The sequence below is a fragment of the Solwaraspora sp. WMMD406 genome, from assembly GCF_029626025.1.
GTDB lineage: Bacteria > Actinomycetota > Actinomycetes > Mycobacteriales > Micromonosporaceae > Micromonospora_E.
This window is the reverse complement of record NZ_JARUBF010000001.1, coordinates 4,066,832-4,078,421: the sequence shown is the minus strand read 5'-3', so window position 1 is coordinate 4,078,421 and position 11,590 is coordinate 4,066,832. Positions and strand designations below refer to the sequence as shown.

Genomic DNA, 11,590 nt, shown 5'->3' with positions numbered 1-11,590 from the left:
CGGTGGTCGGCCGGGCCGGCCCACGGCGTCACCGGTGGTCGGCCGGATCGAGTCACCGGTCGGCGGCCGGATCGATCGGTCCGGCCGGCCGCCGCCGCGATCCGACACGGTGTGCGGCGCGGACACATCGGGGCGGACCGGGTGGAGTGCACGGTCTATCGTCGGCGTCGACAACGTGTGGCGTCGATGCCCGAGGAGCCCACCATGGCCAGTACGATCCCACCCGCGCCGACCACCGGAACCGGGCTCGATCGAGGTCTGCGGATCGGACTCGGCATCGGACTGCTCCTGCCCGCCGTACTCGCCCTGCTCGGGTCCTATGTGCTGCCGTCGGCGCTGGCCGTGTACCGGTCGACGACCCGCGACAACCTGATCGGGCCGGCCGAGGGTGTCGGTCTCGACAACTACCAGGCCGCGTTCGACGACGGATTCGTCGGCTCGCTGTGGCTCACCGCGTTGCTCGCCCTGGTGCCGCTGCTGGTCGGGCTGGTCGTCGCCCCGCTGCTGGCCCTGCTCGCCGACCGGGCCGGCCGGGCCGCCCGGTCGGCCACCCGGGTACTGCTGGTGCTACCGGTGGCCTGCTACGCACCGGTCGGGCTCCTCATCGGCTGGCGGACGGACCGACTCGACGTCGCCACGGTCGTCGAGCACCCGTACGCCACCATGTTCTGGCTGACGGCGGTCACCAGTGCCGGACTGGTCGTCGCGGTCGCCACCACCCTGTTCCTGGCCGCGCTGCGGGGCGGCTCGCCCTGGCGGGCCAGACTGTCCGCCGCGCTGACCGTCGCCGGGGTGCTGGCGATCGGCATCCTGGCGACCGTACTGCAGATCTTCGACGCCGCGGTGGTCCTGGGCGCCCGCCGGGACGGCTCCTGGACTCCGTTGACCGAGATCGTCACGCTCAGCTTGATGCGGTTCGAGATCGGCCGGGGCTCGGCTTCCGTGGTGCTGCTGCTCGCCCCGTTGATGCTGCTCGGCGTCGCAGCGGTCGGGCTGCTGCTGATCACCCGGGCCCGGATCGAGGTCGATCCCACCCGGCAGGCCGTCGACACCACCCAGCGGGCCGCCGGCCGGGTACCGGCCCGCATCGGGCTGGCCGTCGCACTGACCGTCCTGGTCGCCGCCGGCGTCTGGATCGCCTTCCCCTGGCTGCGCCGGATCTTCCAGTTCCAGTCCGACGGCCCGTTCGGCGGGGGGAGCCCGGCAGAGACCGTGATCGCGACATGGCTGCCGACGTTGGTGGCGTCCGTCGTCTCGGTGGGGATCGCCGCGCTCGCCGGATTCGCCATCGGCGGGCTGCGCCCACTCGGTCGCCACAGCGAACTCCTGCTGCTGCCGTTCGCACCGTGGTTGTTCGTCGGCACCGGCCCGCTGGCGATCGAATCCTATGTCCGGGCGCGCGACCTCGGCCTGCTGGACAGCATGATCAGTCTGATCCCGCCGGGCTGGGTGTCGATTCCGACGCTTGTCGCGTTCGCCCTGCTCGGTCGCGGTCAACACGCCCGTTGGCAGGCCGGCGGCGGATTCACCCGCACGATGCTGCTGCCGGCACTGCCGATGCTCGCCCTGGCGGGTCTGCTGACCTGGCTGTTCAACGCCGGTCAGCTGCTCTGGCCGTGGCTGGTGGCCCAGGGTCCGAGCGGCATGCCGGCCACGGTCAGTGTCTTCCGGCTGTTCAGCGGCGCACGGGCCGAGGCAGACGGCCTCGGCTTCGGTCTGCTCCTACCGGTGCCGCTCCTGCTGCTGTTCCTGGCGGCGTTCGTCGCACTGCAACTGACCTACCTGGACCGCCTCGCCATCCGGGTCGGCCAGGAGTCCGACGTCAGCGCCACAGGGTGAGACGTCAGTGCCACAGGGTGAAGTCGAAGACGAGCCGTGGGCGGGATCCGGCGGGCGGATCGACGACGCGGATCATCGCGATCCGGTCCTGATCGGTGACGACGCAGAGGGTGTCCCCCGGCTTCAGCATCTCGTGTCGGACGCTGGTGACCCGTCGGTGCGGCTGCCCGAGCGCGGCCCGGCAGTACCGGTGGTCGACGGGAGTGCCGGCGTCGATGTGCACGAACGCCTGCCCGTCGACCACCGTACGGATCCGCTGGTACTCGATGATGGTGTCGGCCGTCCCGCCGCTGCGGGCGGGACCGAGCAGGATGGCGCTACCGCCGCGCCCCGGTTCACCCGTGTCGAGGTCGATCTTGTCGAGGTGGTTGCGGAAGACATCGGTCGACTCCCGCAGCACGCAACCGGTCCGGGCCAGCTCGACCGATCCCCCGAGGTCCGGTTCGGCCGGCGCACCGACGTCCGGGGGTGACGACCGCGCCGCTGCCGTCGACGGCGGGTCGCAGACCACCGTACGCGGCTCGCGCATCGCGACCACGCCTGGTAGTACGGCGGCGACGATGCACCCGGCGACGAACAGGGCGGCGGCACCCCACGGCAGCCAGCTGCGGGGTCGGACCGAGGCGGACCGAGCACGGTAGCGAGCGGCGAGGAAGTCCTGCAACAGCGTGTGCGTGAACCGGTACACGCCGCCGACCCTGCGCAGGACGATCGAGTCGGCGGGGTCGACCCGGTGCACTCGCCCCTTCGGCCGGTACGCCCGGTCGAGGAACGTCATCAGCCGCCACGGCAGTCGCCCGGTGATCACCAGCCAGGTCCGGGCGACCAGGGACTGGAGCCAGGCGGTGCCGGCGCCCCGGGCGACGACGGCGCCGAGCCCGAAGGTCAACGCCACCGCGACGGTCGGCGGATGGTCATCGGGACGGATCGCGAGATCGACGGTGAGCGCCGCCGCGACGCCGGTCAGCACAGCGCTGATGGACATGTTCCACAAGGCAGCCAAACGGTCGGTGTGGAGCACCTTGGACGGAAGGATGGCCTGCGTCGTGTCGGTCACCGTGTGGAGTCGGGGCAACAGGGCCAGCATCGCGGCTCCCGCCACGGAATAGACCGCGGCGGCGAGATCGCGCGCGGTGCCGTACCCGAACAGGATCACCGCGATGACGACGAAGATGGTGGCCGCCGCCGTTCCGATCCCCGCGCCGGCGGCGATCGACCGGATCGACGCCACCCCCGGAAAGCGCAGAGCGAGCCGGGACGGCATCGGCACGGCCGGTTTCCGAACGGCTATCCCGCCCAGGGCCGCCGTGACGGCACCGACGACCACACCGAGCGTCATCCCCGCCGGTACGACATCCGCCGCCGCCCAGCCGGCCCGCTCCAGGAACTGCTGCGAATCGCGCGCCGAGAACCCTTCCCATGCACCGGCGACGGCCGCGCCGAGCACCACCGCCAGCACGGTCACCAGGAATCCGGCACCGCCGAACACGGCGACGACGACCAGGCGCGGCGTGGTCGTGATCAGGGTCCACCAGGCCAGCCGGTCGGTGCCGAGCCGTTCGTTGTGGGCCGCGAGGAACTCGAAATGAGACCAGTATCGTGCGGTCCGCTTCGGGTCGTAGCGGCCGAACGGGCTCTGCGTCAGCAGGGCACCGAGCAGGTGCTGGAAGACGCTGTCCGCGTCAGGGAACCGGTCGACGTCCAGCAACTCGCCGGGATCGGCGTCGCGGTCGGCGTAGCCCTGCCGGGCCAGCAGGACCGCGTACGGGGCGGAAAGCGCTCTGGCCAGCGGCCCGTCCGGACAGGCGTCCAGGTGGGCGGCGACGGCGTCCCACTTGTGGTACTGGGCGTTCGGCGTGGCCTGGCGGACGAACTCGATTGCCGTACCGGGCGAGACCGGCTCCAGTTCGAGCACCGCCGCGCCGTCGACGGGCTTGCGGTTCCAGCCCTCGCCCTTGGTCCCGGTGACCGCCGAGCGGAACTCTTCGGATCGTGCCGAGATGACGACCGCCAGGTTGGTGCGGTTGAGGTGGTCCACCACGGCTGACGCGGATTCGTCGAGCGCGTCCAGAGCGTCCAGCATCGGCAGGACCCGGCCGGAACGGATCAGGTCCCGGGCGATCCGTAGGCCGTCGCGCCCCCGTCGCGCCAGCGCCGACCCGTAGCGCCTGACCAGGTCCCGCGCCAGCCACTCGGCGAGATCACCGTGGTCGAGGTCGCGGACGCTCAGCGGAAAAAGCACCGGGACAGGTGGCGACGGCAGGGTCTGGCCCGACTCGGCCCGCCGCCGCAGAAGCACGTAGGCGAGCTTCACCAGCACCGAGGTCTTGCCCGCTCCCGCCCCGCCGAGCAGCACGAGCCGGCGTTTCGGCAATTGCTCGAACTCTGCGCACAGGGCGTCGAGGTCATCCGAGCTGAAACCTCGCGCCCAGCGTTGCGCGACATCGTCCGATCCGTAGACATACCGGTGATGGGTGGCGGCATCCGGGTCGTGCGCCGCGCGGAGCCACACCGGCATCGAATTGGTCAGCTGCTCGTCTTTCAACGCGGCGTCGACGGCGCGCGCCAGGCGATCGGCGGTCCGGTCGAGGGGATCACGGGGATCGAAATGATCCGGCCCGGAGGCCTGTACGACCGCCACCAGACTGACGGTCTTGGTGGTCTTGGTCGTGGTGGTGTTAGTGGTGGTGTTAGTGATCTGCGTACCGCTGTTGGCGTTGGATCCCGCACCGTTGGCGGTCGCGTGCCCGGTGTCGCGTACCTCGGTCGTCGGCGACGTCGACGCCAGTTCCACCGGGTCGCGAGGGACGCCGCTCATCGGGCGGTGCTGCTGCCACAGTTGACGCAGCCGCCGACAGCCGCCGTCGCGCCCGCCAACCACCGCAGCGAGTCCACCGGATCCCACCTCACATGTGTGCCGAATCGATGTCCGACCAGGATCGCCACATCACACGTACGACGAAGTCCACGATGTATTTTTTCGCACCATCGAGACCTACCGGGACAGCGTACCCATCAGAGCCAATGCCACTGAATCCGCATCGAGAAATGCAGGGACCAGCAAATATCGCCATTGCTTGATGTCTTACCCGAGGGGAGGAGCACGGGGACGCGGTGGGACCGGCACCTCGGCGGACCGCCCGCCACGCGCGTGATCAATTCCCCGCTCACGATGGACCCACATCCGGGATTCGCGGCGGTAGATTACCCCGGACGCCGCTGAGCACAGTGGCGCCGAATCCCCGCACGACGTACCCATGCCTTGAAGGGATGATGTGGTGAGCAGACGCTTCACCGCCGGAGCCGTCGCGACCGCGACGGCGCTGGCCCTGTTGGGCGCCGTACCGGCCGGACCGGCCATGGCCGCCCCCGACGCCTCCGCCGACAGCACCGAGTTCACAGTGGTCGCCGAGGAGGGCACCAGTACGGTCGCCGCCGTCGCCGCGATCGAGGCCGCAGGCGGCACGGTGGTCGACAGCACCGCCAGTGTCGGCATGTTCCAGGTCGTCAGTGACCAGGCGGACTTCGCCGCCCGGGTCGCCGAGGCGGCCGAGCTGCTCGGTGCCGCCGAGAAGCGGGCCATCGGCTACGCGCCCCGGGCCCGGTTCGACGCCGTCGAGCAGGAACACCGGATCGTCGGCGGTCGGTCCGCCGGCGCGGCCGGCGCGCGCGGCACCGCGATGGATCCGCTCGACACCAAACTGTGGGGCCTGACGATGATGCGGGCCGACCAGTCCCGCTCGGTCGAGCCGGGCGACCGGCGGGTCAGCGTCGGTGTGCTGGACACCGGCATCGACGGCCAGCACCCGGACCTGGCGGCCAACTTCAGCTACTCGTTGTCGCGCAACTTCGCCCCCGACATCGAAGACATCGACGGTCCGTGCGAGGTGGCCGGCTGCCTCGACCCGGTGGACCGCGACGACAGCGGACACGGCACGCACGTCGCCGGCACGATCGCCGCCGCCGCCGACGGTTTCGGACTGTCCGGTGTCGCCCCCAAGGTCACGCTGGTGGCGCTCAAGGGCGGCCAGGACTCCGGCTACTTCTTCCTCGACTCGGTCGTCAACGCCCTGGTCTACGCCGGTGACGCCGGTCTGGACGTGGTCAACATGTCCTTCTACGTCGACCCGTGGCTCTACAACTGCCTGAACAACCCGGCCGACTCCGCGGAGGAGCAGGCGTCGCAGCGGGCCACGATCGTCGCGATGAACCGGGCGCTGCGCTACGCGCACCGGCGCGACGTCACCCTGATCGGCTCGTTGGGCAACAACCACGAGGACCTGGGCGCGCCGCGCGACGACGCGTCGAGCCCCAACTACGGCGGTACGCCGCGGCTGCGTCCGATCGACAACGCCACCTGCTGGGATCTGCCGGTGGAGGGCCCGCACGTGATCGGTGTGTCGGCTCTGGGCCCGTCGAAGGCCAAGGCCGACTACTCCAACTACGGCACCGAGCAGATCTCGGTGGCGGCGCCGGGTGGCTGGTTCCGCGACGGGTTCGGCACCCCGACCCACCGGACCTACGACAACACCATCCTGTCGGCGTACCCGCTGCACGTGCTGCAGGAGGAGGGCGCGGTCGACGCCGACGGCAACATCGTGCCGGGCGCGGAGGCGTTCGTCGCCAAGGAGTGCACGTCGGCCGGTGTCTGCGCCTACTACACCTATCTCCAGGGCACCTCGATGGCGTCGCCGCACGTCTCCGGGGTGGCCGCGCTGATCGTCAGCAAGTACGGCAAGCCGGACCGCCGACGCGGCGGGTTGACCATGGATCCGAACAAGGTGGAGGCGCAGCTGTACCGGACGGCCGCCAAGCAGGCCTGCCCGGAGCCACGGCTGGTGTCGTACGCCAACGAGGGCCGCTCCCCCGAGTGGGACGCCTACTGCGTGGGCGGTAGCGGATTCAACGGCTTCTACGGGTTCGGCATCGTCGACGCGTACGCGGCGGTCACCACGCCGATGCGACGCTGAACCATCGCGCGCCGCCGGGGCCTGCGGTCCCGGCGGCGCGTCGTCACGGGGGTGGCCGACCGGCCACCCCCGTTCGTTTCCGGTGGCTCCGGGGCAGGCTGCTATTCGGCGTCGCCTAGTAGTTGACGTGACCTGATTGCCGCACTATCATGTGACGCATGATAGTGAAAGGGCTGGACCCGGCGGAGGAGAGCGATCGGCGGACCCAGCTGCTGCGTGGCGCTCTCGACATGTGCCTACTCGCCCTGCTGGCCAAGGAGTCCGCCCACGGGTACGAACTTGTCCGCCGATTCGCCGCCGCCGGCTTCCCCGACGTTGGCTACGGCACTATCTATCCCCTGCTGACCCGGATGCGCCGACTCGGCCTGGTCGTCGACGAGCTGCAGCCCAGCCCCAGCGGTCCGGCCCGCAAGGTCTACGCGCTCACCGAGACCGGCCACCAGCGGCTGCTGGCCTGGCGACGACAGTGGACCCAGTTCGTCGGCATCGTCGACGCCACCCTCACCGATGCCGCCCACGACCGCCCGAGGAGTTGACCGTGGACACCATCGACGACACGATCGCCGCCGCCGATTCCGCCTGGCGGGCGTACGGCGTGACCCGCGCCGACCGGGCGACGCTCGCCGCCGACCTGCGACTGGATCTGGAGTCGGCGGCCGTCGACGGCATCACCCCGGCCCAGCTGCTCGGCGCCGACGTCGCCGGATTCGCCCGACGCCTGGCCGACGAGGCCGGTGTCGTCCGGCTCCCGGCCGAGTACGGCCGCGTCGTGCGCACCGCGCTCGCCGGTTCCGTGGTCGGCGCCGTCGCCGGCTACCTGGCGATGATGGTCATCTACCCCGTGGCGGTACACCTGGTCGACCTGCCGCGTACGTTCGCGGTGCCACTGCTCCTGGCGATCGTCGTGTACTACGGAATCCCCGCCGCGCTGCTGGTCGCCGGCGCGGTCATCGCCGTACGGACCCGGCTACGCCACCTGCCGAGGGTCCGCACCACCGCCAACCGGATGCTGATCCTCATGCCGCTCGCCGGCGTCGGGGTCACCCCGATCACCATCGCCTTCGCCTGGTCGACCGGGTACAGCCTGGTGCCCGCCATCGTCGCCGTCGAGATCGGACTCGTCGTCGCCGCCGTCGTCGGCGCCACCGCGCTGGCCCGCCGCTGGGCGATCGACGAGCCGGCACGGGTGCCGCTTGTCGACACCAAGACCGGTCGGCGCGACGGCTGACCCGGCCGGCGCGACAGGCCGGCGCGACAGGCTAGCGCGACAGGCTAGCTCGTCAGATGCTCGGCGGCGTACGCGGTGATCGTCTTGCCGAGGACCGTGGCCAGTTCGGCGCACTCGTCGACACTGATCGTCAACGGTGGCAGCAACGGCATCACCCCGTCCGCGTAGCTGACGAGCAGCCCGTTGTCCCGGCAGGCCAGCCGCAGCCGGTAGACGTCGCGCAGCGTCCACGGCGTACCGTCGCGGTAGCGCAACTCCAGACCGAGCAGCATCCCCTCGCCACGGACGTCGCCGACGTGCGGATCGTCGGCGAGGGTGTCCAGGAGCGTGTCGCGCAGCTGGCGGCCGCGCTCGCGGACCCCGTCGAGGAAGCCGTCGGCGGTCAGGATCTCCAGGACGGCCAGCCCGGCGGCCGCGCCGAGCGGATGGCCGTCGGTGGTGGAGCCGTTGGGGAAGCCGAGCCGGACCGGCGGCGTGGCCAACGCGTCGAAGATCGGATCGGCCACCGCGAGCGCGGTCAACGGGAAGTAGCCGGCGCTCAGCCCCTTGCCCAGCACGATCATGTCCGGTTCCAGCGCCAGCCGGCCGCTCACCGTCATCGCAGCCACCCGGCCGGCTCCGGTGGTGACCTCGTCGACGATGACGTGGACGCCGTGCCCCCGGCAGTAGCGGATCAACGACTCCAACTGGTGGGTGCTGGCGGCGTGGAGGTAGTTGCCCATCACCGGCTCGACGATGACAGCGGTCACCCGCTGGGGTCCGAGCCGGTCGACGACCTCCGCGAGCGGCCGTACGCAGTCGTCGTCACGGCGGCCGCCGCAGCTGTCGTCGCAGCCGTCGGCCGGTGCCGCCGCGACGTGCACCGTACGGTCGTCGAGCGGGGCCGACCACTCGTGCAGGATCTGTTCCCCGGTCAGCGCGGTCGCCAGCGGCCCGGTGCCGTGGTAGCTGCCGTGTACGGCGACGACGTACTCGCGGCCGGTCTCCCCGGTCATCCGGCGGTGGAAGCGGGACAGCATCGCCGCCGCCTCGGTCATCTGGCTGCCGGTGTTGCCGAACCGGATGTGCCGCAGCGTCGGCGGGAGCCAGGCGGCGAGCGCGGCCGCGTAGTCGACGGTGATCTGCGGCGGGTGTTCGTAGCGCATCACCGTGCCGGAGGGCAGGTCGCCGAGCTGCCGGCGGATGGCTGCCTTGACCGGCTCGCAGGAGTAGCCGAGCGTGACGTTCCACATCGAGGACCGGGCGTCCAGGTAGCGCCGGCCGGCCCGGTCGATCACGTGGCTGCCTTCACCACCGACCAGGAACATGCCCGGGTCGGACTCGGCCAGGAACTCCCCCATCGGGACGATGCCGTGCCAGGCGTGGTATGTGGACGGATCGATCATCTCGGCTCCTCGGTGGCGGGGTTCACGGTGGCCGGTGCGGTGCCGGCACCCGCACCGGCCGCGACCCGCCCTGGTCGGTGCCGGTCCAGCAGCGCGCGGGCGGCGGTGACGACCCGCCGCTCGTCCGGAAGCAGAGCGGCGACCAGCGGTGGACTCACCGGCGCCGGTACCGGCGCGCCGGCGAGGACGTCGAGGCGGTCCGGCGCGACCACGCCGGCACGGACCAGGTGCAGGCCGAGCGCGGACATCACGCTGGCACCGGCCGGTGCCTCGTCGACCAGCACGACCGGGCCCGCGCCGTCGACCAGGCCGGCGACCCCGTCGAGGTCCAGCGGTGCGGCGGTACGCAGGTCCACCACCTGGACGCGCAGCCCGTCCCGGTCCAGGGTGGCGGCGGCCCGCAGGCAGGTGGCGACGGTGTTGCCGATGCCGACCAGGGTGAGGCCGCCACCGGGTCGGGCCTGTCCGGCGACGCCGAACGGCAGCGGGTCGGCGTTCGGCTCCGGCTCGGGCAGCTCCGCCCAGTCGGGGCCGTACAGCCGGGGCGATTCCAGCACGACGACCGGGTCGGGGTGGACCAGCGCGGTACGCAGCAGTCCGGCGGCGGCGTTGGGTGACCCGGGTACGGCGACCACCAGCCCGGGAATCTGGCTGAGCATGCCGTGCGCGGCGTGTTCGTGCTGGGCGCCCAGGTGTTCGCCGCCCTGGGTCAGGCCACGGATGACGATCGGTACGGTGAACTGTCCGTCGGACATGTACCGCCATTTGGTGGCTTCGTTGATCAGCTGGTCGAAGGCGCTGAACAGGAACGCGGCCCGGGCGATGCTGACCAGGACCCGCCGGCCGAGCAGCGCCATCCCGACCGCCATGCCGAGCATCGCGTTCTCGGCGATCGGCAGGCGGACCATCCGCTCGGCACCGAAGAGTTCGATCAGGTCGGGCTGCTGGTAGGTGCAGAACATGCTGAGCTCGGGTTGGTCGGCGAGCGCGCCGCGTACGGCCGCGACCGAGGGGTGCCGCCGGCTCATCCGACCGGCTCCGGCGACGCGGCCCGCTGTGGCGATCCGCCGGGTTCCGGCCGGACGGCGTGCTCGGGCCACGCCACCGTGGTGACGGCTGTCGTGGCGGTCGCCGGGTCGGGCGGGTCGGCGCCGAGCGCGTCGGCGAACACGTCGGCCATCTCCCGCGCGACGTCGGCGCGGATCGCCGCCGCCGCGCCGCGAGTCGGGTCGGCGGGCCCGGACGCGGCCACAGTCGGGTCGGCGGGCCCGGACGCGGCCAGCGCCGACTCGGCCAGGACCGAGTCAGCCAGCGCCGACTCGGCCAGGACCAGCGGATCCCGGGCGAACCAGTGGTCCCGTTCGTCCGCCGGCCGGTACTCCGCCGGTGGCTGCGATCCGAGTTGGGCGTGGAAGTGCCGCAGGTAGGTGTGGGCGACCACGACCTGCGGCACCCCGGCCCGGCAGCGGCGCAGCGCCGTGTCGGCGGCGTCGTGCACGGCGGTCACGTCGTTGCCGTCGACCTCGGCGCAGTCCAGGCCCAGGCCCTGGGCGATCAACGCGGGCGTGCGGTGTCGGACCAGGTCGCTGCGGGTGTGGTCCTGCCAGCCGTTCTCCTCGCAGACCAGCAGCAGCGGCAGTCCGTGCAGGGCGGCCACGGTGAGCGTCTCGTAGGTGACCCCGGCGCCGAACGCGCCGTCGCCGCAGAACGCGATGACCGCCCGTCCGGCCCCGGCGGCCTTCTCCGCCATCGCCGCGCCGGCCGCGATCGGCAGCTGCGCGGCCACGATGGAACTGGCACCCAGCAGATGCCGGGAACGGTCGGCGATGTGCATCGATCCGGCCTTGCCGCCGCAGACTCCGCCGGCCCGGCCGAGGATCTCGCGCAGCAGACCGGTCGCGGACACCCCGGCGGCCAACGCGTGTCCGTGGCAGCGGTAGAAGCTGGCCACCCACTCGTCGGGCCGCCGGGCGGCCAGCACCCCGACGGCGACCGCCTCCTGCCCGGTGTAGGGGTGCACCGAACCCGGGACCAGCCCGGCGGCGGCGCACTCCAGGACCCGTTCCTCGAACATCCTGATCCGGACCATCTCTCGGTACGCGCTCGACAGGTCCATTCTTCGCGGTCCCGCCCCCTCAGGCAGCCGTCGCCATTAGCCGGGCGGCCGG

The 11,590-nt window shown here is 71.8% G+C and carries 8 protein-coding genes; 4 read left to right on the top strand and 4 right to left on the bottom strand.

Annotated features, from left to right (window positions below):
- The first annotated feature begins 204 nt into the window (after positions 1–204).
- The gene (locus tag O7632_RS17855) at positions 205–1,839 is read left to right on the top strand and encodes a sugar ABC transporter permease (protein WP_278115788.1); all 1,635 of its coding nucleotides are present in this window, start codon (positions 205–207) and stop codon (positions 1,837–1,839) included.
- A gap of 4 nt (positions 1,840–1,843) precedes the next feature.
- Here the strand turns inward: O7632_RS17855 and O7632_RS17850 are convergent, their stop codons facing one another.
- Entirely contained in the window at positions 1,844–4,657 is a 2,814-nt protein-coding gene (locus O7632_RS17850; RefSeq protein ID WP_278115787.1) for a hypothetical protein, read from the bottom strand.
- Positions 4,658–5,117: 460 nt separating this feature from the next.
- Here O7632_RS17850 and O7632_RS17845 point away from each other — a divergent pair, with 460 nt between their 5' ends.
- From O7632_RS17845 to O7632_RS17835, 3 genes are all read left to right on the top strand, one after another.
- The gene (locus O7632_RS17845) at positions 5,118–6,809 is read left to right on the top strand and encodes a S8 family serine peptidase (protein WP_278115785.1); all 1,692 of its coding nucleotides are present in this window, start codon (positions 5,118–5,120) and stop codon (positions 6,807–6,809) included.
- Positions 6,810–6,967: 158 nt separating this feature from the next.
- The gene (locus O7632_RS17840) at positions 6,968–7,345 is read left to right on the top strand and encodes a PadR family transcriptional regulator (protein ID WP_278115783.1); all 378 of its coding nucleotides are present in this window, start codon (positions 6,968–6,970) and stop codon (positions 7,343–7,345) included.
- Between the two features lie 2 nt (positions 7,346–7,347).
- Positions 7,348–8,037 carry a hypothetical protein gene (locus O7632_RS17835; RefSeq protein ID WP_278115781.1) on the top strand — a complete coding sequence of 230 codons (690 nt, stop codon included), beginning with the start codon at positions 7,348–7,350 and terminating at the stop codon, positions 8,035–8,037.
- A 44-nt stretch (positions 8,038–8,081) separates the two neighbouring features.
- On the opposite strand, the gene O7632_RS17830 is transcribed toward O7632_RS17835, so the two are convergent.
- Genes O7632_RS17830 through O7632_RS17820 form a run of 3 tightly spaced genes read right to left on the bottom strand, consistent with a single transcriptional unit; the run spans position 8,082 to position 11,538 of the window.
- The gene (locus tag O7632_RS17830) at positions 8,082–9,422 is read right to left on the bottom strand and encodes an aminotransferase class III-fold pyridoxal phosphate-dependent enzyme (protein WP_278115779.1); all 1,341 of its coding nucleotides are present in this window, start codon (positions 9,420–9,422) and stop codon (positions 8,082–8,084) included.
- Complete coding sequence (locus O7632_RS17825) at positions 9,419–10,450, bottom strand: transketolase C-terminal domain-containing protein (protein WP_278115777.1); 1,032 nt, start codon at positions 10,448–10,450, stop codon at positions 9,419–9,421. The genes O7632_RS17830 and O7632_RS17825 overlap by 4 nt, the downstream gene beginning before the upstream one ends.
- Positions 10,447–11,538, bottom strand: coding sequence for a thiamine pyrophosphate-dependent dehydrogenase E1 component subunit alpha (locus O7632_RS17820; protein ID WP_278115776.1), 1,092 nt, complete (start codon positions 11,536–11,538; stop codon positions 10,447–10,449). The genes O7632_RS17825 and O7632_RS17820 overlap by 4 nt, the downstream gene beginning before the upstream one ends.
- Positions 11,539–11,590 lie beyond the last annotated feature (52 nt).